The organism is Lentzea sp. HUAS12 (genome assembly GCF_024125735.1).
GTDB classification, from domain to species: Bacteria; Actinomycetota; Actinomycetes; order Mycobacteriales; family Pseudonocardiaceae; genus Lentzea; species Lentzea albida.
Genome location: NZ_CP099738.1, coordinates 9,128,569 through 9,154,429 on the forward strand (window position 1 = coordinate 9,128,569; position 25,861 = coordinate 9,154,429).

Sequence of the window (25,861 nt, forward strand, 5' to 3'; positions counted from 1 at the left end):
CTGAGTTGGTGGCGACGTATCTCGACCACCTCGCCGTGGAACGCGGCACCGCCCGCAACACGCTCGACTCCTACACGCGCGACCTGCGCCGGTACACCGAGCACCTGGAAACGCTGGGGGTCACGGACCTTGCGGCCGTGACGGAGTTGCAGGTGAGTGAGTTTCTCGCCGTGTTGCGCGAGAGCGGGCTCGCGGCTTCTTCGGCCGCACGGACGTTGGTCGCCGTGCGCGGGTTGCACCGCTTCGCACACCGTGAAGGCGTTGTGCCGCATGACGTCGCACGTGCCGTGCACCCGCCATCGCCTCCGAAGAGGTTGCCGAAAGCATTACCCGTCAATGATGTTCTCACCCTGCTGGACACCGTGGGGAACCTCAGGGACAAGGCGCTCCTTGAATTGCTCTACTCGACGGGAGCCCGGATCTCCGAGGTGGTCGGGCTCGACGTGGACGACATCGACGCGGCGGAGCGGACGGTGTTGCTGGACGGGAAGGGCGGCAAGCAGCGGCTGGTCCCGGTCGGGCGGCCGGCGTTGGCCGCGGTGGACGCCTATCTGGTCCGGGCGCGCCCCGCGTTGGCGGAGAAGGGACGTGGCACGCCCGCGTTGTTCTTGAACGCACGGGGCGGAAGGCTGTCCCGGCAGAGCGCGTGGACTGTGCTGAAGACCGCCGCGGAGGACGCGGGAATCACCGCCGCGGTGTCCCCCCACACGTTGCGGCATTCGTTCGCCACCCATCTGCTCGAAGGGGGTGCCGACGTTCGGGTGGTGCAGGAACTCCTCGGGCACGCATCCGTTACGACCACTCAGGTGTACACACTGGTAACCGTTACGACTTTGAGGGAGGTCTACGCAACTGCGCACCCTCGGGCCTCTGGAACATGAGGCTTCCACGGGTACGGTGGGCAGGTGCCGAACTTGGACGAGCCGTCCCCACAGGCCATTGATCTAGCCGCCGTGCTGCACGCGCTGAGTGACCCGACGAGGCTCGCGGTCGTGCGCCAGATCCAGATGAGCGGCGAACGCCTGTGCGGGGCCTTCGAGGTTGACGTGGCGAAGTCGACTCTCTCCCAGCACCTGCGCGTGTTGCGCGAAGCCGGCCTCACCCGAACACGCTGCCGCGGCAACCAGCGCTGGGTGTCGCTGCGCCGCGATGACCTGGACCTTCTCTTCCCGGGCCTGCTGGACGTGGTGCTGTCCGCCGCCGACCGGCGAACACGAACGGATGTCGCTGTCTGACCAAGTCTTGACAAACCTCGGCGAGGCGCGTTGCCGCTCGCACGGGTGCGGCCTACGCTGCGCCCGGAGAGACGACTACGACCAGTGAGGGAACGCCAGCCATGTCGACACCGGAGCACGCCTTCGCGCCCCGTGCCGACCTGAACCTGGCCCCGCACGCCGCGCCGGTGGACGACGTCGCCACGGAGCAGGTCGACGGCATCGGCCCGACGGGGAGAGCCCGTCGCGTGATCCCGGACCCGCCGCCGTTGCTGCACCACGGCCCGGCGAAGATCCTGGCGGTGTGCAACCAGAAGGGCGGCGTCGGCAAGACGACGACGACCATCAACCTGGGCGCGGCGCTGGCCGAGTACGGCCGCCGCGTGCTGCTCGTCGACTTCGACCCGCAGGGCGCGCTGTCGGTCGGTCTCGGCGTGCACCCGCACCAGCTCGAGACGACGATCTACAACGTGATCATGGAGAACGACACCGCCGTTCCCGACGTGATCCGCAAGACCATGGTCGACGACATGGACCTGTTGCCGAGCAACATCGACCTGTCGGCGGCTGAGATCCAGCTCGTGTCGGAGGTGGGGCGCGAGCACACGCTCGTGCGCACCCTTCGTCCCGTGATCGAGCACTACGACTACGTGCTGGTCGACTGCCAGCCCTCGCTCGGCCTGCTCACGGTGAACGCCCTCGCGGCCGCGGACGGTGTGCTGATCCCGCTGGAGTGCGAGTTCTTCTCGCTGCGCGGGGTGGCGCTGCTCATCGACACCATCGAGAAGGTCAAGGAACGCTTGAACCCCAAGCTCAACATCACCGGCATCCTCGCCACGATGTACGACCCGCGCACGCTGCACTCGCGCGAGGTCATGGCCCGCGTCGTGGAGGCGTTCGGCGACATCGTGTTCGACTCGGTCATCAACCGCACGGTGCGCTTCCCGGAGACCACCGTGGCCGGCGAGCCGATCACGCGCTGGGCGCCGCGCTCGTCCGGTGCCAACGCCTACCGCGCCCTGGCTCGCGAGGTGATCGCCCGGTGAACCGCCGCCCATCACTGCCGGGCGCCGCGGAACTGTTCCGGCTGACCGCTGCTCCGACCCCGGAGGTGTCCTCCTCGGAGGACGCCCCGCAGCAACGCCGTGGTTCCGGTCGCACCAAGCACACCACGAAGATCACGGTGTACGTGTCCGACGAGGAGCTGATGTCGCTGGAGCAGGCGCGGCTCGCGCTGCGCGGTTCCCACGGCCTCGGCGTCGACCGCGGCCGGGTGGTGCGCGAGGCGATCGCCATCGTGCTCGACGACCTCGAGACGCTCGGTGACGCGTCGTTGCTGGTACGCAGGTTGCGCGAGCAGTGACAGAGGAAGCCCCTGCTGAGACTCCGGTTGACGACGGCAAGTTCAAGGTCAGGCTCACGAACTTCGAGGGACCGTTCGACCTGCTGCTGCAACTGATCTCGCAGCACACGCTCGACGTGACCGAGGTGGCCCTGCACACGGTCACCGACGACTTCATCGCGCACATCCGCGGCATGGGCGACAAGTGGGACCTCGACGAGACCACCGAGTTCCTGGTCATCGCCGCCACCCTGCTGGACCTGAAGGCCGCGCGGCTCCTGCCCACCGGCGACGTGGAGGACGAGGACGACCTCGCGCTGCTGGAGGCCCGCGACCTGCTGTTCGCGCGTCTGCTCCAGTACCGCGCGTACAAGCAGGTCGCCGCGCTGTTCGCCGAGCTGGAACAGGGCGCGTACCGCCGCTACCCGCGTTCGGTGTCCCTGGAACCGCGCTTCGAGGGCCTGCTGCCCGAGGTGATGCTCGGCGTCACGCCCGACAGGTTCGCCCTGATCGCGGCCGCCGCCTTCCGCCCCAAGCAGAAGCGCACGCTGTCGGTGGCGCACATCCACCAGCACCGCGTGTCGATCCGCGAGACGGCGGACGTCCTGCGCGCGATGCTGATCGAGAAGGGCACCGCGTCGTTCGCGGAGATCGTGGCCGACTGCACCGAGACCATGGAGGTCGTGGCGCGGTTCCTCGCGCTGCTGGAGCTGTACCGGGAGAAGTCGCTGGCCTTCGAGCAGGAGGACCCGCTCGGTCCGCTGCAGGTGACGTGGGTCGGTGGGACGTTGGAGGACGCGCAGGCGCAGGTGCACGCCGGCGACGAGGATGAGGACTACGGCGGATGAGCGAGCCATTGGTCGGACCGGACGCGGCGGAGGTCGGGAAGCCGGGGCCGGCGTTCGACGGGGCCGGGGCGGCGGAGGAGACGGCCGACGCCGCTCTGGACGACGCCGCGCCTGCCGCGGTCGTGCTGGAGGAGCCCGTCGGCGAACCCGCGGCCGAGCCGCCCGTGACCGAGTCGGGGGAGGACGCGGCTCTCTCCGACGCCGCGCCCGCCGCCGTCGTGCTCGACGAGCCCGAAGCCCCCGAGGCCGACGCCGACACCGAGGACGCCGCCACCCTCGAAGCGCAGCTCCTCGCCGCCGCCCCCGAGGAGGAGATCGAGGACTCCGGCCTCCCGGACCTCTCCGACGACGCCACCTTCGAGGCCGCCCTCGAGTCCGTGCTGCTGGTGGTCGACAGCCCGATCGCCGAGGACGCCCTCAGCAGCGCCCTCGAGCAGCCGGTGAAGCGCATCAAGCAGGCACTCCGTAGACTGTCGACCCGGTACACCGAGTCCGGCAGTGGCATCGACCTGCGCAGGGCGGGGGACGGCTGGCGGTTCTACACGCGGGACCGGTACGCCCCGTTCGTGGAGAAGCTGCTGCTCGACGGCCAGCGCGCGAAACTCACCCGCGCTGCCCTGGAGACGCTCGCGGTGATCGCCTACCGGCAGCCCGTGACGAGGGCGCGGATCGCGGCGGTTCGCGGCGTCAACGTCGACGGTGTGATCCGGACCCTGGTCGCACGGGGGCTCATCGAGGAGACGGGCACCGACAGCGACACGGGTGGGATCCTGTACCGCACGACCGAACTGTTCCTGGAGCGGTTGGGGCTGTCGTCGCTTGCCGACCTGCCGCCAATCGCCCCGCTGCTGCCCGAAGTGGATGCGATCGACGATGTCTGAGAACGAGGGCGTGCGCCTGCAGAAGGTGCTCGCGCAGGCGGGGATCGCCTCGCGCCGCGCTTCCGAAGAGCTGATCGAGCAGGGGCGGGTGCAGGTCGACGGCAAGGTCGTGCGCGAGCAGGGTCGCCGGATCGACCCCGAGACGGCGGTCGTGCACGTCGACGGCGTGCGGGTGCAGATCCGCGAGGACGTCGTCACGCTCGCGCTGAACAAGCCGTACGGGATGCTCTCCACGATGGAGGACGACCTGGGCCGCCCGTGCGTGGGCGACCTGGTGCGCAACCGCAAGGAGCGGCTGTTCCACGTCGGGCGCCTCGACGCCGAGACCGAGGGCCTGCTGCTGCTCACGAACGACGGTGAGCTCGCGCACCGGCTGATGCACCCGAGCTACAACGTCAAGAAGACCTACCTCGCCGAGGTCCCCGGCCCGGTCGAGAAGGGTCTCGGCAAGAAGCTCAAGGCGGGCATCGAGCTGGAGGACGGGCCGGTCAAGGTCGACTCCTTCAAGCTCATCAGCGCGGTGCCGGGCAAGGCCCTGGTCGAGGTCGTGCTGCACGAGGGCCGCAAGCACATCGTCCGCCGCCTGCTGGAGACCGCCGGGTACCCGGTGCAGTCGCTGGTGCGTGTCGCGATCGGCGAGGTCTCGCTCGGCAACCAGCGCCCCGGTTCGATGCGGGTGCTGAACCGCCAGGAGGTCGGCGGGCTGTACAAGCTCGTCGGTCTGTAGGACCCAGGCTGACGTGAGCCGTGGGTGGCGTCGCGTGTCGCCACCCACGGCCACTCCGGCGCCGGTTCGGGGCGCGAGCACCGGGTCTTCCCCGTGAAGGTGCGTCCGCACCGACGTTAGGGCGAACGGGTTGTTCACGGTCATGTGTTGGCCGCTGAACAAAGTTCTCTGAACAATGACGGGATGCCGAGACGGGAACGCCCTCTCGACGAGGGCGAGAGCGGTCTGCTGCGGTTCGCGGCGGATCTGCGCCGGCTGCGGGAGCGCGCGGGCAGCCCGACCTACCGGGAGCTGAGCCGGCGGGCGCACTACTCGGCCGCGGCGTTGTCGGAGGCGGCGGGCGGGCGGAAGCTGCCGAGCCTCGCGGTCACGAAGGCGTACGCGAAGGCCTGCGACGGTGATCCGGAGGAGTGGGCGCGGCGGTGGCGGGCCGTGGCCGAGTCGGAACCCCCTGGGACGAACGACAGTCCGTACGTGGGGCTCGCGATGTTCCAGCCCGGTGACGCGCCGAGGTTCTTCGGGCGCGAACGCGTGACGGCCGAGTTGCTGGGCACCGGGAACCGCCTCACCGGCCTGTTCGGACCGTCCGGTGTGGGGAAGTCGTCGTTGCTGCGGGCCGGGCTCATCGCCCGCACGCGCGGGCCGGTCCTGTTGTTCACTCCCGGTGCGAACCCGGTGGAGGAGTGCGCGGTCGCGCTCGCCCGGCTCACCGGCGGGGACGCGGTCGCGCTCGCCGACGAGCTGAAGGACCCGTCGCGGCTGGGAGCGGTGCACGGGCACCTCGTGGTCGTGGACCAGTTCGAGGAGCTGTTCACGTTGTGCCGCAACGAGGAGCTCCGCCGGTGGCTCGTGACGGCGCTCCTCGGCTGCGAGAAGGTCGTCATCGGCGTCCGCGCCGACTACTACGGCCACTGCGCGCAACACCCCGACCTGGTCGAGGCACTCGCGGGTGCGCAGGTCCTGCTCGGTCCCATGACACCGGACGAGCTCCGACTCGCGATCACCGAACCCGCCGCGGTCGTGGGCGCCAAGGTCGAGACGGCGTTGCTGGCGAGGCTCATGGCCGACGCGGTCGGGCAGGCGGCCGTGCTGCCGTTGTTGTCGCACGCGCTCGCGCAGACCTGGCAGCACCGGCGCGGCATGACGTTGACGCTCAGCGGGTACGAGGAGGTCGGCGGCCTCGAGCACGCCGTCGCCCGCACCGCGCAGGAGGTCTTCGACGCCCTGTCGCCACGGGGGCGGGAGCAGGCGAGGCGGATCCTGCTGCGGCTCGTCACCGCCGAGGACACGAAACGGCGTGCGCCCCAGGCCGAGCTCGAGGCCGACGACGAGGTGCTGGCCGCGCTGGCGGCGGCACGGCTCGTCGTGATCGACCGCGACGGCGTGGAACTCGCGCACGAGGCGCTGATCCGCGGCTGGCCCGCGCTCCAGCGCTGGGTCGAGGACGAACGCGAGAACATCAAGGCGCAGCGCGATCTCACCGACGCCACGCGGACCTGGGAGTCGCTCGACCGGGACCCCGGCGTGCTGTTCCGCGGACGCCGGCTGGCGAACGTCCCGGATGGACTGTCCCTGAACGCGAAGGAACGCGCCTTCCTCGCCGCCAGCAGGGCCGCTGAGCAGGAGGTCTCGCGCAGCGCCCGAAGACGCACCCGCCGCCAGCGCCAGCTGCTCGCCGTCCTCGCCGCGCTCGTGGTCGTCGCCGCCAGTTCGACCGCCTTCGCCCTGCAGGCCACCAGGACCGCCGACGAGCAACGCGCCAACGCCGCCGTGCTGAGGGCCGTGGGCGAGGCCGCCGCACTGCGCTCCACGAACCCCGCCCTGGCCCAGCAGATCGCCCTCGCCGCCTATCAGCTCGTGCCGCTGCCCCAGGCGCGCAACGGGCTGCGGCAGGAGGACGTGCCGTCGCAGGTGCTGCGCGAGGCCCAGTCCGAGGTCACCGCGCTCGTGGTCGGCCCGACCCAGCAGCGGGTCGCGACCGGGCACCGCGACGGCACCGTCGTGCTCACCTCGCTGGACGACCTGCCGTCCCCGCGCACCTCCCACGACGCCACCCGCCACTCCGGCGCCGTCACGGCGCTCGCGATGGACTCGACCGGCGGCCTCATGGCGTCCGCGAGCGACGACGGCGCCGTGCACGTCGTCGACGTCTCCCTCGGCAAACCCCGCGAACTCGCCGTGCTCCCCGTGCGCGCGGCCGCGATCGCCTGGCAGGGCGGCACCCTCGTCACCACGGACGCGGACGGCGCCCTGAGCTTCTGGACGGACCTGCGCCTCGACCGCCCGCGGCTGCTGACCACGGCCCAGCTCGGCCTGGGACCGCTCGCGGGCCTGTCGTTCCGCCAGGACGGCGGGGTCCTCGCCGCCGTCACCACGGGCCACGCCGTGCACCTGGCCGACGTCACCGACCCGCGTGACGTCAAGCTCCTGTCGCTGACCAGGGAGTTCGCCGGCGGGGCGCAGTTCACCGGCGACGGCGCGCTCCTGACCACCGCGGGCACGGCCGTCCACGTCTGGGACACCACCGATCCGCGCGACCCCGTCCTGCGCGCCGAGATCCCGTCCGGCGGGGGCGAGGTGACGGCGGCCCGGCTCGGCGCCGGCCGGCTGGCCGTCGCGACGGACGACGGCCTGGTGCGGCTCTGGCGGCTCGGCGACGGCGAACCGGTGGAGCAGGCGCTGCTGCGCGGCCACGCCGGACCGGTCACCGCGGTCGGCCTGATGCCCCAGAGCGGTGACGTCGTCACGGGCGGTGCGGACCGGGCGGTGCGGCTGTGGAACGCCGACCCGCGCGAGCCCGCCGTCCGGATCTGCGAGCAGGCCATCCCGCGGATGAGCCGCGAGGAGTGGGACCAGTACTTCGCCGGTCTCGACTTCACCCCACCGTGTCGTGACTGAAGTCGCAGCGTGCGAGAGGTGAAACGATCACGAAGCGCACGGGATGATGGTGGATGGTTAGCGGGCCGTTAGACGGAGCGCGAACCTCTGGTGGACAATCCGGCCGGGAGGCGGCATGCCAAGAGGGGAACGTCCGCTGGGTCCGGAGGACACCGCGTTGCTGCGGTTCGCCGGTGACCTGCGCAGACTGCGGGACCAGGCGGGCAAACCGAGCTACCGCGAGCTGGCCCGGCGAGCGAACTACTCGCCGACCGCGTTGTCCGACGCGGCCGGCGGGCGCAAGCTGCCCTCGCTCGCCCTGACGCTCGCGTTCGTGCGGGCCTGCGAGGCCGATCCCGCGCCGTGGACCAAGCGCTGGCGTGAGCTCTCCGTCGAGCACGCGCAGCCATCCCAGCCGAACGCGCCGTACCCCGGCAACGCGCCGTTCACCGAACACGACGCGAAGCACTTCTTCGGACGTGAGTCCCTCGTTGACGAGATCGTCGAGTCGGTCCGGGCCACGCCTGTCACCGTCGTCATCGGCGCCTCCGGATCGGGCCGCACGTCGCTGCTGCGCGCCGGCCTGCAGCCCGCCCTGGACGACGCCGTGGTCGTCACACCGGGCCACGACCCGCTGCGGGACCTGGCCGAGGCCCTCGCCGGTGTCTTCGAGGGCACGACCGCCGACCGGCTGGCCGAGGAGTTCCGCGGCGACCCCGACCACCTCCGGCTGCGGATCCGCCAGCACCGCCCCGGCCTCGTGCTGCTCGTCGACGACGCCGAGAAGGCCCTGGACGCGGACGACTTCCTCGCCGCCGTCACCCGCTGCCCCCACGTCGTGCTGTCCGTGCGAGCGGACCACCACGCGCGCTGGCGGGTCGCGGGCGTCGACGCCACCGAGATCACCGTCGAACCGATGAGCGCGGACCAGCTGCGCCGCGCGATCAGCGAACCGGCCGCGAAGATCGGGGCCACGGTCGAGACCGCGGTGATCGCGCGCCTGGTCGCCGACGCGGCGAACCGGCACGCGCTGCCGCTGGTGCAGCAGGTGCTGGTCGAGACGTGGCGGCGCAAGCGCGGCATGACGCTGTCGCTCGCGGGCTTCGAGGAGACCGGCGGCATCGAGCACGTCGTCGCGCAGGGCGCGGAGGCCTTCTACGCCGAACTCGGCGAGGCCGACCGGCGGGCGGTCCGGCAGTTCCTGCTGAGGCTCGTCTCGGTGCAGCGCAACGGGATCGTGCAGCGCCGCACCCGCAGGACCGACGTGGACGCGCACCTGCTCGACCTCGTCGTGAAGGCCAGGCTGGTCACGCTCACCGAGGACGGCGCCGAGCTCTCCCACGACGCCGCGTTGCGCTGGCCGAGGCTCGCCGCGTGGATCGACGAGGAACGCGACACCCTCAGGACGCACCAGCAGCTCGTCACCGCGATCGAGCTGTGGGAGGCGAGCGACCGCGACCCGCTGGCGCTCTACCGGGGCGTGCGGCTGCGCAGGGCCAAGGAACTCGGCGACTTCCTGACGGTCCAGGAACGCCGGTTCGTCGACATCAGCGCCAAGCGCGAGACCCGCCGCTCGACGGCGTTGATCGCGGTCATGGCGGTGCTGATCGCGCTGGTGCCCGGCACGGTCGTCTACGCGCTCTCGAACGAACGCAAGATCACCGAGCTGCACGACCGGGAGCTCGGCGGCAAGGCGCTGTCGCAGTCCGAGTCCCTGCTGGAACAGCGGCGTCCGTACGCGGACAAGTACGCGCTGGTCGGCTACGAGGTCAGCCCGTCGGCCGAGGCCGAGAAGATCCTGCGGCTCTCGAGCGCGGTCACGCGCGGCATCCCGTTCACCGGCACGCCCAAGGACGACGCGGACGTGGTCGTCGCCCCGCGCGGGGAGATGGCGGCCGTGACCGACCAGGACGGCACCGACCGGATGTGGGGCCTCGACGAGGACAGGGCGGAGCCGGGCAAGAGGTTCGCCGACCGCCACCGGGTCGTGAAGCTCGCCGAACGCCGTGCGATCACGAAGGACAACAGCGGCCAGGAACACCTGTGGGCCGTCAACGACGCGAACGACATCACGTACCTCACGGCGCTGCCGGCCAGGTTCCGCACGCTCGACCTCAGCGCGGACGGCTCGCGGCTCGTCGGCAAGGTCGGCGACGCGGTCGACGTCGGGCTGCCGACGCCGGACGAGTCCGAGCACGCGGAGCTCTACGACCTGAGCGACCCGCGCACGCCCCGGAAACTGCCCATGCCGGTGCGCGACCCCGAGACCGTCGCGCTGAGCCAGGACGGCCGCGAGCTCGCCACCGGTGGCTGGGACAAGGTCGCCGGCACCACGACCGTCGAGTTCTGGAGCATCGGCGGCACCGTCGAGCCCGCCGCGCCGCCGTTGTCCCAGCACGTCTACGTCCGCGGCATCACCTACAGCGGGGACGGGCGCTGGCTCGCCCTCGAGCACTCCTCACCGGAGTCGGTCGTCGAGGTGTGGCAGCGCGTGCCGAGCGAGTCGCCCGTGCTGCGCGCACGGCTCGACACGGCGTTGCGCGCCGGGGCGCGGGTCACGTTCTCCGACGACGGCCGCGTGGCCGTGGTGCGCGACAACGTGTTCGAGGTGCAGCAGCTCTACACGAACGACCGTCCGGCGGACCGGCTCGCGTACGTCGTCGGGCACGGCGCCTCGACGCGCGCGGTGTACCGGCCGCAGAACCGGGACTTCCTCGTGCGCAGCGGGGGCCAGGACCCCGAACTGCTGCCGTACGACCTCGACACCGGCCGGATCATCAAGCGGATGTGTGAAAAAGACGGCGCGCGGCTCACGGACTCCGAATGGGTGAAGAGTTTCGGCGAAGTGGAGCGCGTGCAGGTCTGCTGAACCGACGCGATGCGTGGGAACAAGCCGGAGTTGAGCAAGCACGCATTGTGAACTGGAGATCCACTCTCTAGGGTGACCGAGTGCGTGCGTTCACACGGGGACTCATCGGCATTGCCGGATTCCTCGCGCTCTGGGAGCTCTTAGGACGCTCTCCCCTCCTCCCTGCAGACGCGCTCCCGCCACCTTCTCTCGTGTTCGGCGAGCTCGTGACGCAGTTGACCTCCTCCGAATTCATCAGTCATGTCGTGGCAACGGTTTTGGCCGTGCTGATCGCCATCGGGATCGCGATCGCCATCGCGGTGCCGAGTGGACTCGTGCTGGGCAGCGTCCCGGCCGTGCGCCACGCGACCCGCGCGGTGATCGAGTTCCTGCGCCCGATCCCTTCTGTGGCACTGATTCCGCTGGCGCTCGTGATGCTGGGCTTCGGCCCGGAAACGAAGATCACGCTCGCGGTCTACGCGGCACTGTGGCCGATCCTCTTCAACACCATTTACGCGCTCGACGAACTGGACCCGCTGCTCGTCGAGACGTCCCGGGTCTTCGGGACCGGACGCGTCGGCGTGCTGTTCCGCGTGGCGTTGCCGAGCGCGTTGCCGTTCGTCCTCACCGGAATCCGGCTCGCGGCCACCACGGCGTTGATCGTGATGGTCAGCGTGGAGCTCATGGCCGGCAGCGAGATCGGCCTCGGCTACTTCATCATGGAGGCCCGCAGCGGGCCCGGCCGGATGGACCAGGTGCTCGTCGGCACCGTGGTCGCGGGCGCGATCGGCGTCCTGCTGAACAACGGTCTCGAGCGGATCCGCCGGCGTTGGGTGGCCTGGTGAACAAGTTCCTTCAACGGTGGTCCGTGTTCGCCGGTCTGATCATCGTGTGGCAGGTGCTCGGCGTGGCGGCCGACGACCCGTTCTTCCCCCCGCCGTCCGAGATCGTCGAGGCTGCCTGGCAGTGGTGGGTCCTCGAACCGGAGAACGTCACCGAGCACGTCCTGCCGTCGATCGGCCGGCTGCTGTCGGGCTGGGCGATCGCCTCCGTGATCGGCATCGCGCTCGGCCTGCTGCTGGGCCGCTCCGACCGGGCCATGGAGTACGCGGGACCGCTGCTCGTGTTCCTGCGGTCGATCCCGCCGCCCGCCCTGGTGCCGGTGTTCCTGCTGCTGTTCAAGGCGGGCACCTCGATGCAGCTCGCGACGATCGTCTTCGGCGTGATCTGGCCGGTGCTGCTCAACACCGTCGACGGCGCCCGTTCCGTCGACGTGACCAAAGTGGACACTTCCGCGGTCTTCCGGATCCCGCGTCACCAGTGGGTCCTGGGAGTGGTGCTGCCCGCGGCCTCGCCGAAGATCTTCGCCGGGCTGCGGGTGTCGTTGTCGCTCTCCCTGGTGCTGATGGTCATCTCCGAGCTCGTGGGCACGGACAACGGCATCGGTTCGCAACTCATGACGGCACAGCGCGAGTTCGACTACACGCGCATGTGGGCGGGCATCGTCCTGTTGGGCGTGCTCGGCTACGGACTGAACACCGCTCTTCTGGCGGTGGAACGCAGGGCTTTGGCGTGGCAACCGAGGAGCAGGGATGAGCAACATGCTTGAGGTGGCCGACCTGGGCCACACCTACGGAGACTACGAGGCCATCGGCGGCCTCACCTTCACCGTCCGCGCCGGCGAGCTGGTGTGCGTGGTCGGACCGTCCGGATGCGGCAAGTCCACACTGCTGCGCACGATCTCGGGGCTCATCGCGCCCTCCCGCGGTGACGTGTCCCTGAAGGGTTCCCACCTCGCGGTGGTGTTCCAGGACTACCAGCGCTCGCTGTTCCCCTGGCTCACCGTGCAGGGCAACGTCGAGTTCCCGCTGAGGTCCCTGCCGCGTGCCGAGCGCCGTGCTCGCGCCGCGGAGGCCCTGGAGTGGGTCGGTCTGGCGGGCGCCGCAAAGAAGCGCCCGTGGCAGCTTTCCGGTGGTATGCAACAGCGTGTGGCGATCGCGCGCGCTCTGGCGTACCGGCCGGCGTTGTTGTTGATGGACGAGCCGTTCGCCTCGGTGGACGCGCAGACCCGTTTCGAGCTGGAGGACCTGTTGCTGCGCGTGCGCCGCGAGCACGACACGACGGTCCTCGTCGTCACGCACGACATCGACGAGTCGGTGTACCTGGGTGACCGCATCCTGGTGCTCTCCAACTCGCCCGCGCGGCTGGTGGCGGACCTCGACGTCCCGCTGCCCGCCGAGCGCGACCAGGTGACCACGCGGACCGACGAGGCCTTCGTGGCGCTGCGGTCCAAGGTGGCCCGTCTGCTGAACGTCGGCAAGCCCTCGATCGACGTCGAGAAGTGGGCCGCGGCGGAGAGGGAGTCCCTCAGCGAGACCGTCCCGTCCTGACCGTCGCTTCGAACAGTGGAGCCCCGGACCGCCGCGGTCCGGGGCTCCACTGCGTTCTCAGTGCCTGCGGGAGGGCGTGGGCACTGGGTGAACGGGAACGGGCGGCCGCGCTCGGGGGCAGAGCGCTGAGCGTCCGTTCCCGGCGGCTCAGAGGTGGATGTCGAAGTCGTTGCCGTTGGCGATGCCGTCGTGCAGCAGGTCGACGTCGCCGAGCTTCACGTCGTCGATGACGTTGCCGAGGTTCGCGTGCACGTCGCCGACCTGAGCGACGTCCTGCACCACGTTGTGGCTGAGGTCCACGGCGTCCTTGACGTCCACGTCGCCGACGACGTCCTTGACCAGCACGTCGGTGTCGACGACGTCCTTCACGAGGACGTCCGCGTCGAGGTCCTTGACCAGCACGTCGGCCACGTCGGTCACACCGGTCACCGCGTGGACGTCCGCGACGTCGGTGACCCCGGTGACGACCGAGTTGCCGGTCGCGAGGTCGGTGACGCCGGTGACGACCTCGTCGGTGTTGACCACGTCGAGGGTCTTGGTGACGTCGCCGAGGCCGCCGAAGTCGGTGACCAGCGCGGTGACGGAGGAGGGGGCGGCGATGCCGGCGACACCCGAGACGCCCTCGACGCTGCTCGTGATCAGCTTGAGGCTGTCGACGGCGGTCAGGTCGCCCGCGCCGGCCAGGACCTGGTCGACCGCGTCGATCTTCACGACGGACGCGCTGTCGAGCACCAGGGGCAGGATCTCGTGGACGTCGACCGGCGAGATGTCACCCAGACCAGCGGCTTCGAGGGTGCCTTCCGGGTCGAGCTGGAACGCCTCGCGGGCGTCCAGGTCGCCGAGAAGACCGAGGGTGAAGTCGTGCAGCGTCTGCTGGGTGCTCATGAAACTGAAGCTCCTGTAGCTGGATCGGGGGATGTCGTGCTGAACCGTATGGACGAACGACATCCCCCAGCATCGGGAGTTGGCCCCAGATTGTGACCTAGCGAGATCCCTAGGGGGAGGGGGGTCACCCGTTAGGGGGGCGGGGATTTCACCCTTGAGGGTGGGACTTTCTTGTCACGGGCCGACGTAGTTCTCCGCGAAGGTCGCCCGGTAGGTGGGGGACTCCGCCAGGTGTTCCAGTCGTGCTTGGGCCAACCGTCCGAAGAACGGCGAGCTGACGTCCGTGTGGATCATGTTCACCATCCACTGGGAGAACTCCTGTGCCCTCCAGACCCGGCGCAGGCAGTCTTCCGAGTAGGTCTTGAGACCGGTCTCGGATCCGGTGGTGTAGTAGTCGATAAGCGCACGTCCGAAGGTTGCGGCGTCGTTCATCGCGAGGTTCATGCCCTTGGCGCCGACCGGGGTGATGATGTGTGCTGCGTCACCCAGCAGGTACAGCCGGCCGTAGGACATCGGCTCGACCACGTGGCTGCGCATGTCGAGCACGCGCTTTTCGATGATCTTCCCCTCGGTCAGCGTCCACGACGAGTCGTGCAATGCGAAGCGTTTGTGGAGTGCTTCCCAGACCTGTTCGTCGGACCAATCCGAGGCCTTTGTTCCGACCGGTACCTGCAAATAGAACCGAGATATCGTCGCGGACCTCAACATGTGTCCGGCGAAACCGTCGTCGTGCAACGCGTAAATGGTCGCTTTAGTCGATGGCGGGGCCTCCGCGAGAATGGTCAGCCACTCGATCCCGTGCTGGTGCGTGAATTCCGTCAGCACGCCCTCGGGAATGGAGGGGCGGCTCACACCGTGGAACCCGTCACACCCTGCCACGAAGTCGCTCTCGATGGTCTCGCGGGTGCCGTCTTCGCTGGTGAAGGCCACGGACGGCTGCGAGCACGTGAGATCTCGCAACTCCACGTCGCTGACCGAGAACCGGATGTCACCTCCTCTGTCCACAAATCCCCCGATGAGGTCCTTGACCACTTCCTGCTGGGGGTAGACGAAGTGCTCGCGGCCCCCGTAGAGGTCGCTGTACGACACCTGGAAGGCCCTGCCGCTCACGCGGAATTCACACGTTCCGTGACGGTCTGCTTCCATCAGCAAACGATCTGCCAGACCGAGTGACTCCAACATGGTTACAGAGCGGTGCTCCAGGACTCCCGCCCGTGGTCGGGTTTCCACATGGGCTCGACTAGCTTTTTCGAGCACGACGCAGTCGATACCTGATTGCTGGATCAGGTTTGCCAAGGTCAGACCGGCCGGCCCAGCGCCGACAACGGTCACAGCGCGCTTCAACTGGGGTTCTCCTAGCCCTAGACCTGCTGTGCTTAGATGCTCACCGCAGGTAGTGGACTTGAACCTGCTCGTGTCGGTCAACTGGGGTCTTTTGGAGCAGCATCATTACTCTGAGTGGTTGACCGTCGCGATCATTCCCCGCAACGACGACACCGCTCCGACAGGAGAGTGCTCCCGATGACTCGAAGAGTCCGCCGTATGGCCATCCGTGGCATCGCCCTTGCCACGCTGCTCGCCACCGTGGCGAGCTGTGGTGCGCTCGGCGGCAAAGAGCAGGCACCCCCGGCCGAGTCGGCCGGCAACGGTCAGGTCGAGAAGACCAAGATCACCCTCGGTGTCCTGCCGATTCTCGACGTGGCCTCGGTCCACGTCGCGATCAGCAAGGGTTTCTTCAAGGAAGAGGGCCTCGAGGTCGACCTCAAGGTCATCCAGGGTGGCGCCGCGGCCATCCCCGGCCTGGTCAACAAGGAGCTGGACTTCACGTTCGGCAACTGGGTCTCGTTCTTCGCGGCCCAGGCGAAGGACACGGCGAAGGCGGTCGACGGGATCAAGCTGATCTCGGACGGCTACCAGGCGAAACCCGACATGTTCCTGATCTTGGCGAACGGTGATTCGGCCATCAAGAGTCCTGCCGACCTCGCCGGCAAGACCATCGCCATCAACACGTTCAAGAACATCGCGGAGCTCACCGCGAAGGCGACCCTCGAGGCCGCGAACGTGGACGTGAAGTCGGTCAAGTTCAAGGAGATGCCGTTCCCGGACATGCAGGCGGCGGTCCAGAACAAGACCGTTGACGCCGCCTTCATGGTCGAGCCGTTCATCACGCGCGCCCAGCGTGCCGCCGGCCAGATCAAGGTCCTGGACGCCGCGTCCGGCCCGACCGACAACATCCCGATCGCGGGCTACGCGACCTCCGGTGCGTTCGCCAAGCAGAACCCCAAGACCGTCGCCGCCTTCCAGCGCGCGATGGCCAAGGGCCAGGCCGCCGCGACCGACCGCCCCACGGTCGAGCCGCTGCTCGTCGAGTACGCCAAGGTCGACAAGGAAACCGCAGGTCTCGTCCACTTCGGCGCCTTCCCGACGACGCTCGACGCGACGCGCCTGCAGCGCGTCGTCCAGCTGATGGTGACCTACGAGATGCTGGACAAGGAGCTCGACGTCAAGCCGATGCTCATCCAGCCCTCCGGCAGTTGACGAACCGCGCGGGTGGCTGTGATCAGGCCGTGATCGCCGTCACCCGCGCGATCGTCTCCGCCAAATGAATTATCGCGCGGGGGCCGTTTAGCCGCGCAGTGCAAAGTCGTTGATTCTCGAACCACTGTTTTGTCGTCCGAACGGCGGTATGAGAACAGCGCGTTTTACTCCAAGATCCACCAGGTTTGCTGCTATTAAACGGGGCGGGGAGTGTTGACGGTGCGCGGTCGTGAGGACCAGCGAGGCATCGACCGGTTCCGCCTACGCAACTGGCGGTTGCGGAGCAAGCTCGCAGTGGTGTTGCTAGTTCCGGCCCTGAGCACCGCGACTCTCGCGGGCCTGCGGCTGAACACCCAGCTCGACGACGTCGAACTCTTCGGCAACGTCCAGCGCGAGCTCGCCGTGAGCCACCAGGCCGCGAAGGTGGAAAACGCTCTACAGGTCGAACGTGACTGGGCAGTGCAGTGTGTGGCCTCCGGCAGGCAGAACGCGTGCCCCGAGCACGCCGCCCGGACCGGCCTCACCGATGTGGAACTGGGCAAGTACCGGGAATCGGGCGCGACGGCTTCGGCGATGAGCGCGCCCTTGCAGGAATCTTTCACCAAATCGCTGCAGTCCCTCGACGGACTGAGCAGCTTGCGCGTCACCCTGCTGACCACGAAGTACCCCGACATCGCGGTGATCGCGGCGTACAACCAGATCATCGCGTCGCTCGGGCAGGTGCACCGCGCGGCGATCTCGAGCCTCAGCGAACCGCAGATCGTGCCGCTGGTCGCCGCCGCGCAGGCGCTCTACACCGCGCAGGAGCAGCTCGGCCAGCAGAACTCGCTGCTGACGTCCACCGCGCTGCGCAAGAGCTTCGCTCCCGGCGCCGCGGACGAGCTGCGGGCCGCGCAGTCCCGGCTCGACGCGGCGTTCAACGAGTTCAACGACGCGGCTTCGCCGGCGAACAGGCAGAGGTTCCAGGACGTCGTGTCCGGTGCGTCCGTGGACGGCCGCAACCGGCTGGTGCGGCTCGCGCTCGCGCAGGACTTCGAGCGCAAGCCGGTGTCCATCACCGACGCCGAGGTCCTCAAGATCGGCCAGGACACCGCGAACCTGGTTCGCGAGGTCGCGGCCGACCTGGAGGGCCAGGCCGACGCGACGACCACGCGTCTCGCCGACACCGCTCGGTCGGACGCCTGGCGCGACGCGGGTCTGGTCGCCATCTCGCTGCTGATCGCCTTCGGTCTGATGGCGATGGTCGCGCAGTCCATGCTGCGGCCGCTGCGCGTGCTGCGCCGCAGCGCGCTCGACGTGGCCCGCAACCAGCTGCCCGAGGCCATCCAGCGAATCCGTTCGCACCGCGATCCGGAACGCGCCGCGGAAGAGGCGATCGTCCCGGTGCCGCTGAACACGACCGAAGAGGTCGGCCAGGTGGCGCGGGCGTTCGACCTCGTGCAGCGCGAGGCGGTCCGCCTCGCCGTCGAGCAGGTGGCACTGCGCGCGAACGTCAACGACATGTTCATCAACCTGTCGCGGCGTTCGCAGGCGTTGGTGGAGCGGCAGATCAGCGTGATCGACCGGCTCGAGCAGGACGAGCAGGACCCCGACCACCTGGCGTCGCTGTTCGAGCTCGACCACCTCGCGACGCAGATGCGCCGCAACAGCGAGAACCTGCTCGTGCTCTCCGGCACGACGGTCAACCGCCGCGTCACCCGTCCCGTCGCGATCGCCGAGGTGCTCGGCGCGGCGGTGTCCGAGGTGGAGAAGTACGCGCGCGTCCAGATCGCGCCGACGCCGGAGCTCATGGTGCAGGGCCGCGTGGTCAACGACCTCGCGCACCTCGTCGCCGAGCTGCTCGACAACGCGACGGCGTTCTCCAAGCCCACCACCAAGGTGACGGTGCGGACGATAGAGACCCGCAAGGGCGAGGTCGCCATCCGCATCCACGACCGCGGTGTCGGCATCCAGGAGAACGAGGTCGCGGAGTTCAACGCGAAGCTCGCCGAGCCGCCGGAGGTCGACGTCTCGGTGGCCCGCGAGATGGGCCTGTTCGTGGTCGGCCAGCTCGCGAAGCGCCACGAGATCCGCGTGACGCTCGCGAACAACGACGACATCGAGGGTGGCGTCACCGCACAGGTGATCCTGCCGGTCTCGTTGCTGCACAAGGGAGCGGCGCCCGCGCTGCCCCTGCCGGCGGCACCGCCTCCCACGGCGGCCGAGTCCACCAACCCCGGCGAGGCGCTGTCCGGCGTTCCGAAGTGGACGCCGGAGCACCCGGTCGTCGTCCCGTCACCCGCCACCGCGGAGGAGAACTCCGGGCGGCACCGCATCGAGCAGACGTCCACCGACGGCCTGTTCACCGCGCGGATCGAGGCGTCGGAGGACGCGGCGGAGGACGGCTACTCCTACGAGCCGCCGGTCGAACGCCCGACCGACCCGGTCACGGAGATCTTCCCCGCGATCGTCGACGAGCCGTTGATCTCGCACGACGACCTGTCGAGGTGGTTCCAGACCCCCTCGGCCCCCGAACCCTCCACACGGGACGTTCCGCCAGCGGAGCCGGAGCACACCGAGGACGAGGACGCGGAGCCCGCCACCGTGAACGGCCTGCCCAAGCGGCAGCGTTCGGCGGACACCGTGAAGATCGAGGCACCGACGGCGGTGCCGCGCGCGGTCGCCGACTACGCCGAGTCCGACTGGGGAGCGGCGGACGAGGGCTGGAAGGCCGCGGGCGCGCTGGACAAGGGTGCCCCCGCGCAGACGACGGAGAACGGTCTGCCCAAGCGCGTCCCGAAGGCGCGCCTGGTTCCCGGTTCGCTGCCGTCACCGTCGTCACCGGCACCCCAGCTGGCGACGGCCGCGGCGATCCCCGCCCGGTCGGCCGACCGGTTGCGCCAGCGGTTCGCCACGTACCAGAAGGGTGTCCAGATGGGCCGAGACTCGCTCTTCGACTCGGCCGTCGGGGGCATCCCCGTGATCGCAGAAAGGGAACGCCAGTGACCACCGCGACTGAGGAACTGGACAACTTCAGCTGGCTGGTCGAGGACTTCGTCAGCAGGGTGGCCGGTGTCGCGCACGCCATCGTCGTCTCCGCCGACGGCCTGCTGCTCGCATCGTCGGACCGTCTGCCGCACGACCGCGCGGAGCAGCTCGCCGCCGTCTCGTCCGGCCTGGTCTCGCTGAACCTCGGCGCGGCGCGCTGCTTCGAGGCGGGCGACGTCAAGCAGACGGTCGTCGAGATGGAGCGGGGCTATCTCTTCCTGATGTCCATCAGCGACGGGTCCTGCCTCGCCGTGCTCGCCGCACCCAACTGCGACATCGGCCTCATCGGTTACGCGATGACCCGGCTGGTGGAGCGGGTCGGTCTCCAGCTGACGCCGGAGATCAGAGCCCAGCTGCACGTTTCCATGCGAGCCTGAGTAGAAGGAAGTTCCCATGAGCAACGGTGGTCCGGGTCGTCCGGGGTCACCTGGGGCCGACCTGAACGTGATGTCGTCGAAGATCGTCGTCGCGGGTGGGTTCGGCGTCGGCAAGACGACGTTCGTCGGGTCGGTCTCCGAGATCACCCCGCTGACCACCGAGGCCGTCATGACCCAGGCCTCGGTCGGCGTCGACGACCTGTCCCACGTGCCGGACAAGGTGACCACCACGGTGGCCATGGACTTCGGCCGGGTGTCGCTGGACAAGGACCTGATCCTGTACCTGTTCGGCACCCCCGGTCAGCACCGGTTCTGGTTCATGTGGGACGACCTCGTCCGCGGCGCCATCGGTGCGGTGGTCATGGTCGACACGCGGAGGATCGACGACGCGTTCGCGCCCATCGACTTCTTCGAGGACCGGGACCTGCCGTACGTGATCGCGGTGAACTGCTTCGACGGCCTGATGCACCACCGGGCCGAGGAGATCCGCGACGCGCTGACGATCTCGTCGGCGGTGCCGATCATCCCTTGTGACGCGCGGAACCGGCAGTCGACGAAGCAGATCCTGATCGCGTTGGTGGAGCACGCGCTGCGCCAGCCCTCGTTCGCCTGAGGGCACACCGCCAGACCCGCTCCCGCGGAATACACGGGGCCGCTGCCACGGGCACCGGCCCCGTTTCCCGTTGTGCCGTAACTCTTCCGGTCGCGCCGCCGATGACCGTTCGGGGTCAGCGACTCGGAGGGAGGCCGCGCCGGTGGGCAGCAGGCTGGACAGGGTCACCAAGAACCAGTGGTTCGTGCTCGTCGGCGGCGTGGTCGGGGTGCTCGCCCTGGTGGCCGCCCTGACCGGGCCGGTGCCGGATCTGAGCAAGGACGAGACGTCGGTGAAGAGCCTGATCGCGGAACCGGTCGGGAGCGAGGTCACCGACTTCGCGCTGCCGCTCGACGCACCGCTCGACCTGTTGCCGCAGAGCGATGCCGGGTTCTACTGCGACGCGACCATGACCGACTGGTTGCGGCGGTTCGGCACCGAGACCACGCCGTACCACGGGATCGCCGTGCGCAGCGCCGCGGAGGACGGCGCGCAGCTCGCCATCGACAACCTGCGGGCGGTGGACGTCGAACGCGTCGACATCGGTCCTGTCCTGCACTTCCAGTGCCCGACCGGGGGCAACGCCGACATCGCGGTCCTCGAGCTCAGGCTCGACCGGGACCGCAGGGCGCGGCAACTCGTCGACGGGTCGCAGGACGACACGCGCCCGTTCGCGTTCAACCTCGAACCGGGCGAGCGGGGGAACCTGGAGGTGCGGCTGGAGAACGAGGACGGCCACTCCTACACCGGCCGCATCGTCGCGGACGTGTCGGCCGGCAAGACGAAGAGCACGGTGTTCCTGCCGCTCAGCGGCGAGAGCACGGAGAAGTTCGACCGGGTGAGCTTCGGCAAGTACAGCCGGCTCATCGTGCAGCCAGGCCGCTCGAAGGACCTGTTCATGTGCGAACTCCTCGCACCGGGCTTCACGAAGCTGAGGCGAGGGGCCGGAGACGAGTTCGACGTCTTCGACTGCACGCTGGAGAAGGTGCGGTCCCTGCTCGCCGAGATCGGCCGCTCGTGAGGTGGGCGTGGGCGGCGGTGGCCGCCGTGATCGTGCTCGCCGCCGGGATCTTCGTCTTCCGCACCGTCACCGCGGCGGGCGGCGGGGGCGTCGTCGTGCAGACGGTCCAGCCGACGCGGGCCCCGGTCGTCACGACGACCACCACCGCCGCGGCGCCGGGGTCCCCCGACGCGGACCCGGATCGGCCGACCGAGGTCGTGAACGTCGTGGCGGTGGACGGGGCGGGCAACCCGGCGGCCGGATACCAGGTCACCGACGGCGGCGAGGTGGAGAACTGCCGGCCCTCGCCCGCCGCGGCCGGCGCCGGGGTGTTCGCCTGCTCCCCGACTGCGGAGAGCGCCGACGTCTGCTGGCCCACGCCGTCCCCGCGTGTGCTGCTGTGCGGCGACAGTCCGTGGAAGAAGTCCCTGCGGCGCACGACGACAGCGGACCGGATCGACCGGACGCCGTCCGGTGCCGAGGCCGAACCGTGGGGACTGGAGCTCGCCGACGGTGTGAAGTGCCAGCGCCGCAACGGGGGTTCGTGGCCGGGCCGGGCCGACGGGCTCGCCGGGGCGTACCACTGCGACAGGGAGGACGCGTTCGTGCTGTCGGGCGAGGGGCCCGTGGTGAACCGGGCGAATCCGGCGTGGACCGTGAAGATCGGCGGGTTGAGCGCGGACAACGGGGATTTCCCGCCTCCCGCGGACGTCCGGGTCGTCAAGGCGTACTTCGCCGCTTCTCCCTGAACACCGCTGCGCCTTCTGGTCCATCAGCACCAGTGGGTGTGAAGAGTTATACGTCCGATCGGCGGCGTCCCGGCCGGGGCGACAGCACGCGAGGGGTCCGGTCGTAGGGCGCGTTTCCCCTTGCCGCGCAGCACATCAGCGAAAACCGGCCGATGATCACCTACGAACGCACTGGACCGTGCCAGCGCCGCTTCACACTTGACTCTTCTTGTGCCCCAACGCCGCAGCGATACAGTCGGGGAGCAATCACCCTGCATTGCGAGGAGATTCCTGTGTCCCTGCGCAAAACTGTCGCCGTGGTGGCCAGTGCCGCCGCCATGTCGGTCGGTCTCATCGGCACGGCGGAGGCCGCGCCCCGCACGCTGTACTACAACTCGGCGGGCGCCGCCGAGTTCGTGGCGGCCGTGGACGCCGGCGCGAACGTGTGGAACACGCAGCTGCCGAACACCGTGAAGCTGGTGAAGCGGAACAGCGGGTCCGTGAACATCACCATCGTCGCGGACAACGGCTGGCCGCGTGCCCAGACGACGAGCCTCGGCAACGGCCGGGTCTGGATGGGCCGCCAGGCGGTCAACGAAGGCCACAACACGACCCGGATCGCCGCGCACGAGCTCGGCCACATCCTGGGTCTGCCGGACCGCCGGACCGGTCTGTGCACCGACCTCATGTCCGGCGCCAGCGCCGGCACGTCGTGCACGAACCCGAACCCGAACGCCAAGGAGAAGGCTGAGGTCGTCCGCAACTTCGGCGGCAGCGCGACGGTGCAGGCCACCACGTTCGAGGACGCGGCCTAGTTCCACGCCGAGTGGTTGTGGCTTCCCTGACGGCCACAACCACTCACGGCGCGACCACCAGGTCCACGCCCAGCGCCCGCAGCTCGTCCTGGTCGCCCGGCCCGCCGATCACGTGCACGCCGGCGTCCCGCAGCAGTGGCACCATGAGGGAAAGTCCTCGCCGCGCCAGCCTTTCCGACGGCGGCCGCGCCAGCCGGACGCCCCACACCGGACTGCGGTCCACAGTGGACAACCCTGCGAACCCGCCGCCGAACTCGTGCAGCAGGACGTGCACGCCCATGTCGTGCAGCACGTCGAGGTTCTCCTCGCCGTCCGGCATCGCCCGCACGTCGAGCGCCAGGAAGAGCGACGACGCCGGGAACGAACCGGCCCGCAACGTCGACCGCACGTGCGTCGCCAGGTCGGGATCGCGTGACTGGTCGCGCGAGAGCCTGATCAGCACCGGCTCGCCGCGCGAACAGGCGTCCTCGAGCACCAGCCGTCCCGCCTTCGAGGCGAGGCCCAGGGCGTCCGCGTACGCCACCACGTCGTCGTGCCCGCTCTCGCCCCAGCGCAGCGACGCCTCCACGAAGGCGAGCTGTCCCGCGGCCCACGACACCGGCGCGTACTCCACGGAGATCTCGCCGTTCTCGAAGGCACCGGGCATCGCGGCGATCCGCGCGAACCGGGTGCGGTCGGCGGCGTCGGCCTCGTGGTCGTAGATGGCCCACTGCCGCTTGCCGCCGGTCTCGGCTCTGCGCAACGTCGAATGCGCGCGCCGCAGCACGGCCGTCGGGTCCGCGCCGGGGCCGGAGGTGTGCACGAACCCGATGGACGTCGACACCGCGACACCCGCGCCCTCCAGGTACACCGGCTCGGACAGCTCCTCGTCGATCAGCGCCGCCAGCGCCGCGACGTCGGGGGAGCCGTGGACCAGCACCACGAACTCGTCGCCGCCGACCCGCGCCACGACCGCGTCCGGCAGCACGAACCGCAACCGCCGCGCCACCTCGACCAGCACGGCGTCGCCGGCCGCGTACCCCAGGCCGTCGTTGACGATCGTCAGGCTGTCGACGTCCAGGTACCCCAGCGTGTGCGGCTCGCCGGTGGCGAGCGCGGACTCCAGCTTGTCCGTGAAGGACGCCCGGTTCGGCAGGCCCGTCAGCAGGTCGGTCAGCGACTGGTGCCGCAGCCACTCCTGCAGCATCCGCTGTTCGGTCACGTCCTCGATTAGCGCGACGAGGAATCTCGCCGTCCCGTCCGATCCGCGCAGGACCGACAGCACGACGTTCGCCCACACCGTGTCCCCGTTGGCGCGCGTGAGCTCCCACTCCCGCCGGTCGCTGTCCACACAGGACTCGACCATTCGCAGGCAGGCCGAGGCCAGCTCGGCCGCGTCCGGTTCGGTGAACAGCTCCTTGGGCATCTCCTCGTGCCCGAGGATCGCCGCCAGCGCCTCGTTCGCCTCCACCACCGCGCCGTGCAGGTCGAAGATCGCGATGCCCACCGCCGTGGTCGCGAAGACCTGGGCGAAGCGGGCCTCGCTGTCGTGCAGTTCGCGTTGCGCGTCCTCGACGGCCTTCAGCAGCGAGTTCTTGACCTTCTCCTGCTCCGCGAACAACTGGTCGCGCGTCGCCCGCACGTACCCCGACGCCAGCGCCCCGAGCACCTCGGGCGGGAACTCGGGTCCGAGCACCTCCAGCGTGCGGCGCAGCGAGTCGGGACCGGTGAAGCGCTTGCGCACCAGCCATTCGCCGATCGCCACCGCCGCCTGACCGGCACGCAGCCGGGCGGCGTGCTCCTCGAGGTGCTGCGTCAGCTTCCGCCGCGACATCGGCGAGTACGCGCTCTCGATCAGAACAGCCGCCCAGCGCTGTGCGAGGGCCTTGGCGGGCATCAGGGTTTGCGACCCACCGCCGCGTAGATGTTCGCCTTCGACGGTTCGTCGCCGACGTCCTCGGGCGACTCGGGCCGCCACTGCGGCGTGAACACGATGCCGGGCTCCACGACCTCCGTGCCCGCCAGCATGTCCGCCACCTGGGCCTTGGTGCGCGGGGTGATCGGCTCCGCGGTCTTCGCGAAGATCTCCTCACCCGCCGCCATGGCCGCGGGCATGCTGTCCGCGGTGAAGTGGGAGAGCGCGAGGTACGAACCGGAGGCGAGCGACTCCACGTACCGGGCCAGCACGCCCCACGGGTCGTCGGAGTCGGGGATGAACTGCAGGACGCCCACGACCAGGAGGCCGATCGGCTGGGAGAAGTCGAGGTGCTGCCGGGCCTGCTCCACGACCTTCTCCGGCTCGCGCAGGTCGGCCAGCAACGCCGTCACGTCCGGCTCGTCGGCCAGCATCAGCTCGGCGTGCGTGATCGCGACCGGTTCGAAGTCGACGTAGACGACCTTCGAGTCGGGGGCGACCTCGTGCGCCACCTCGTGCACGTTGCCGACCGTCGGAATGCCCGAACCGAGGTCGAGGAACTGCCGGATGCCGAGGTCCGCCAGTTCGAGCACGGCACGGCGCAGGTAGGCGCGGTTGAGCCGCGCCATGCCCCGCACCGGGAGCACCTTGATCAGTTCTTCCGCCGTCGCGCGGTCCGCTTCGAAGTTGTGCCCGCCGCCGAGGAGGTAGTCGTAGATCCGGGCGGAACTCGGGACGTCGACGTTGACACCTTCCGGCACCCAGCTGACTCGATCGACCACAGCGACACACCTCTCGCGATGCGAATTCTGAGCGTCGACAACCCTACTGGCCGCGGATGTGGTCCGAACGAGCGAATTACCCGTCACACGAATGGT

Annotated in this window: 23 protein-coding genes; 19 read left to right on the top strand and 4 right to left on the bottom strand. The window is 69.6% G+C overall.

The annotated features are described in order from the left end of the window. Positions 1 to 5 precede the first annotated feature (5 nt). From xerD to ND450_RS43035, 12 genes are all read left to right on the top strand, one after another. Complete coding sequence (gene xerD, locus ND450_RS42980; RefSeq protein ID WP_253328146.1) at positions 6 to 881, top strand: site-specific tyrosine recombinase XerD; 876 nt, start codon at positions 6 to 8, stop codon at positions 879 to 881. Positions 882 to 905: 24 nt separating this feature from the next. Beyond that, complete coding sequence (locus ND450_RS42985; protein ID WP_089914109.1) at positions 906 to 1,235, top strand: helix-turn-helix transcriptional regulator; 330 nt, start codon at positions 906 to 908, stop codon at positions 1,233 to 1,235. Positions 1,236 to 1,336: 101 nt separating this feature from the next. Next, positions 1,337 to 2,260 carry a ParA family protein gene (locus ND450_RS42990; protein ID WP_253323686.1) on the top strand — a complete coding sequence of 308 codons (924 nt, stop codon included), beginning with the start codon at positions 1,337 to 1,339 and terminating at the stop codon, positions 2,258 to 2,260. Next, positions 2,257 to 2,577, top strand: a complete 321-nt coding sequence (locus ND450_RS42995; RefSeq protein ID WP_253323687.1) for a hypothetical protein — start codon at positions 2,257 to 2,259, stop codon at positions 2,575 to 2,577. The genes ND450_RS42990 and ND450_RS42995 overlap by 4 nt, the downstream gene beginning before the upstream one ends. Next, positions 2,574 to 3,404 (top strand): ScpA family protein, encoded by an 831-nt coding sequence (locus tag ND450_RS43000; RefSeq protein ID WP_253323688.1) that lies wholly within the window; start codon positions 2,574 to 2,576, stop codon positions 3,402 to 3,404. The genes ND450_RS42995 and ND450_RS43000 overlap by 4 nt, the downstream gene beginning before the upstream one ends. Beyond that, on the top strand, positions 3,401 to 4,285 hold the full coding sequence (gene scpB / locus ND450_RS43005; protein WP_253323689.1) for an SMC-Scp complex subunit ScpB: 885 nt from the start codon (positions 3,401 to 3,403) through the stop codon (positions 4,283 to 4,285). The genes ND450_RS43000 and scpB overlap by 4 nt, the downstream gene beginning before the upstream one ends. Then, positions 4,278 to 5,012: a pseudouridine synthase gene (locus tag ND450_RS43010; protein ID WP_253323690.1), complete on the top strand. Its 735-nt coding sequence runs from the start codon at positions 4,278 to 4,280 to the stop codon at positions 5,010 to 5,012. The genes scpB and ND450_RS43010 overlap by 8 nt, the downstream gene beginning before the upstream one ends. A 183-nt stretch (positions 5,013 to 5,195) precedes the next feature. Continuing rightward, the gene (locus ND450_RS43015; RefSeq protein ID WP_253323691.1) at positions 5,196 to 7,910 is read left to right on the top strand and encodes a hypothetical protein; all 2,715 of its coding nucleotides are present in this window, start codon (positions 5,196 to 5,198) and stop codon (positions 7,908 to 7,910) included. Between the two features lie 115 nt (positions 7,911 to 8,025). Next, on the top strand, positions 8,026 to 10,758 hold the full coding sequence (locus tag ND450_RS43020) for a helix-turn-helix domain-containing protein (protein ID WP_253323692.1): 2,733 nt from the start codon (positions 8,026 to 8,028) through the stop codon (positions 10,756 to 10,758). 245 nt (positions 10,759 to 11,003) lie between these two features. After that, positions 11,004 to 11,582 carry an ABC transporter permease subunit gene (locus tag ND450_RS43025; protein ID WP_342716684.1) on the top strand — a complete coding sequence of 193 codons (579 nt, stop codon included), beginning with the start codon at positions 11,004 to 11,006 and terminating at the stop codon, positions 11,580 to 11,582. Next, positions 11,579 to 12,346, top strand: coding sequence for an ABC transporter permease (locus ND450_RS43030; protein ID WP_253323693.1), 768 nt, complete (start codon positions 11,579 to 11,581; stop codon positions 12,344 to 12,346). The genes ND450_RS43025 and ND450_RS43030 overlap by 4 nt, the downstream gene beginning before the upstream one ends. Then, a complete protein-coding gene (locus ND450_RS43035; protein WP_253323694.1) occupies positions 12,330 to 13,127 on the top strand; it encodes an ABC transporter ATP-binding protein in 798 nt (265 codons plus the stop codon). The genes ND450_RS43030 and ND450_RS43035 overlap by 17 nt, the downstream gene beginning before the upstream one ends. 147 nt (positions 13,128 to 13,274) lie before the next feature. Here ND450_RS43035 and ND450_RS43040 read toward each other — a convergent pair whose 3' ends face one another. Then, positions 13,275 to 14,012, bottom strand: coding sequence for an IniB N-terminal domain-containing protein (locus ND450_RS43040; RefSeq protein ID WP_253323695.1), 738 nt, complete (start codon positions 14,010 to 14,012; stop codon positions 13,275 to 13,277). 174 nt (positions 14,013 to 14,186) lie between these two features. Next, positions 14,187 to 15,356 carry a 4-hydroxybenzoate 3-monooxygenase gene (locus tag ND450_RS43045; RefSeq protein ID WP_253323696.1) on the bottom strand — a complete coding sequence of 390 codons (1,170 nt, stop codon included), beginning with the start codon at positions 15,354 to 15,356 and terminating at the stop codon, positions 14,187 to 14,189. A gap of 198 nt (positions 15,357 to 15,554) precedes the next feature. Between ND450_RS43045 and ND450_RS43050 the strand changes: the two genes are divergently transcribed. The 7 genes from ND450_RS43050 to ND450_RS43080 all read left to right on the top strand — a co-directional run bounded on the left by ND450_RS43050 (position 15,555) and on the right by ND450_RS43080 (position 23,089). Then, positions 15,555 to 16,550, top strand: a complete 996-nt coding sequence (locus tag ND450_RS43050; RefSeq protein WP_245786050.1) for an ABC transporter substrate-binding protein — start codon at positions 15,555 to 15,557, stop codon at positions 16,548 to 16,550. Between the two features lie 219 nt (positions 16,551 to 16,769). Further along, positions 16,770 to 19,535, top strand: a complete 2,766-nt coding sequence (locus tag ND450_RS43055) for a nitrate- and nitrite sensing domain-containing protein (RefSeq protein ID WP_253323697.1) — start codon at positions 16,770 to 16,772, stop codon at positions 19,533 to 19,535. Then, entirely contained in the window at positions 19,532 to 19,954 is a 423-nt protein-coding gene (locus tag ND450_RS43060) for a roadblock/LC7 domain-containing protein (RefSeq protein WP_053736734.1), read from the top strand. Before ND450_RS43055 ends, ND450_RS43060 begins: the two co-directional genes overlap by 4 nt. A gap of 16 nt (positions 19,955 to 19,970) precedes the next feature. Then, positions 19,971 to 20,567, top strand: coding sequence for an ATP/GTP-binding protein (locus ND450_RS43065; RefSeq protein WP_089914065.1), 597 nt, complete (start codon positions 19,971 to 19,973; stop codon positions 20,565 to 20,567). A 142-nt stretch (positions 20,568 to 20,709) separates the two neighbouring features. After that, positions 20,710 to 21,567 (top strand): hypothetical protein, encoded by an 858-nt coding sequence (locus tag ND450_RS43070; protein WP_253323698.1) that lies wholly within the window; start codon positions 20,710 to 20,712, stop codon positions 21,565 to 21,567. Beyond that, complete coding sequence (locus ND450_RS43075) at positions 21,564 to 22,295, top strand: hypothetical protein (RefSeq protein WP_253323699.1); 732 nt, start codon at positions 21,564 to 21,566, stop codon at positions 22,293 to 22,295. The genes ND450_RS43070 and ND450_RS43075 overlap by 4 nt, the downstream gene beginning before the upstream one ends. Positions 22,296 to 22,567: 272 nt before the next feature. Continuing rightward, a complete protein-coding gene (locus tag ND450_RS43080; RefSeq protein ID WP_253323700.1) occupies positions 22,568 to 23,089 on the top strand; it encodes a snapalysin family zinc-dependent metalloprotease in 522 nt (173 codons plus the stop codon). 43 nt (positions 23,090 to 23,132) lie between these two features. Here ND450_RS43080 and ND450_RS43085 read toward each other — a convergent pair whose 3' ends face one another. Together ND450_RS43085 and ND450_RS43090 are read right to left on the bottom strand one after the other, a co-directional pair. Next, positions 23,133 to 24,965, bottom strand: coding sequence for a diguanylate cyclase domain-containing protein (locus ND450_RS43085; protein WP_253323701.1), 1,833 nt, complete (start codon positions 24,963 to 24,965; stop codon positions 23,133 to 23,135). Further along, a complete protein-coding gene (locus ND450_RS43090) occupies positions 24,965 to 25,765 on the bottom strand; it encodes an SAM-dependent methyltransferase (protein ID WP_253323702.1) in 801 nt (266 codons plus the stop codon). Before ND450_RS43090 ends, ND450_RS43085 begins: the two co-directional genes overlap by 1 nt. Positions 25,766 to 25,861 lie beyond the last annotated feature (96 nt).

What these genes read in the sequence shown, in the direction of transcription:
- ND450_RS42990 (WP_253323686.1), top strand. Translation starts at nt 1,337, where the DNA reads ATGTCGACACCGGAGCACGCCTTCGCGCCCCGTGCCGACCTGAACCTG.
- scpB (WP_253323689.1), top strand. Translation starts at nt 3,401, where the DNA reads ATGAGCGAGCCATTGGTCGGACCGGACGCGGCGGAGGTCGGGAAGCCG.
- ND450_RS43010 (WP_253323690.1), top strand. Translation starts at nt 4,278, where the DNA reads ATGTCTGAGAACGAGGGCGTGCGCCTGCAGAAGGTGCTCGCGCAGGCG.
- ND450_RS43015 (WP_253323691.1), top strand. Translation starts at nt 5,196, where the DNA reads ATGCCGAGACGGGAACGCCCTCTCGACGAGGGCGAGAGCGGTCTGCTG.
- ND450_RS43020 (WP_253323692.1), top strand. Translation starts at nt 8,026, where the DNA reads ATGCCAAGAGGGGAACGTCCGCTGGGTCCGGAGGACACCGCGTTGCTG.
- ND450_RS43035 (WP_253323694.1), top strand. Translation starts at nt 12,330, where the DNA reads ATGAGCAACATGCTTGAGGTGGCCGACCTGGGCCACACCTACGGAGAC.
- ND450_RS43040 (WP_253323695.1), bottom strand. Translation starts at nt 14,012, where the DNA reads ATGAGCACCCAGCAGACGCTGCACGACTTCACCCTCGGTCTTCTCGGC.
- ND450_RS43050 (WP_245786050.1), top strand. Translation starts at nt 15,555, where the DNA reads ATGGCCATCCGTGGCATCGCCCTTGCCACGCTGCTCGCCACCGTGGCG.
- ND450_RS43065 (WP_089914065.1), top strand. Translation starts at nt 19,971, where the DNA reads ATGAGCAACGGTGGTCCGGGTCGTCCGGGGTCACCTGGGGCCGACCTG.
- ND450_RS43085 (WP_253323701.1), bottom strand. Translation starts at nt 24,965, where the DNA reads ATGCCCGCCAAGGCCCTCGCACAGCGCTGGGCGGCTGTTCTGATCGAG.